Origin of the sequence: Paraburkholderia rhynchosiae (assembly GCF_002879865.1) — a bacterium.
In the GTDB taxonomy this organism is placed as follows: Bacteria; Pseudomonadota; Gammaproteobacteria; order Burkholderiales; family Burkholderiaceae; genus Paraburkholderia; species Paraburkholderia rhynchosiae.
This window is the reverse complement of record NZ_PNXY01000163.1, coordinates 1-248: the sequence shown is the minus strand read 5'-3', so window position 1 is coordinate 248 and position 248 is coordinate 1. Positions and strand designations below refer to the sequence as shown.

General features: G+C 55.6%; 1 pseudogene. It reads right to left on the bottom strand.

Annotated features, from left to right (window positions below):
• Positions 1 to 109 (bottom strand): annotated as a pseudogene (locus C0Z16_RS37280) (IS5/IS1182 family transposase); the annotation flags it as partial.
• Between the last annotated feature and the right edge of the window lie 139 nt (positions 110 to 248).

Sequence of the window (248 nt, the reverse complement as noted above, 5' to 3'; positions counted from 1 at the left end):
TCAGCGCAATCAGCTTCGACCAAGGCACAACACGCCGCATCTCATCGAGAAATTCCCGCTTGCGCGTGCGCTTCGTTGACAGATCCAGACCAAGACCCAACTGCGACATCACTCTTCTCCTCAACTATTGAGACTTCCATAATTCATGACGTCACCACAGCGTAGCCTGCATCCAGCAAGCGGCAATGATCGAAGGCCGCTTTTGAGCGCTCTTGAGCTTGTTGCGGGCGCTCGCGTGCAGTTCGCCG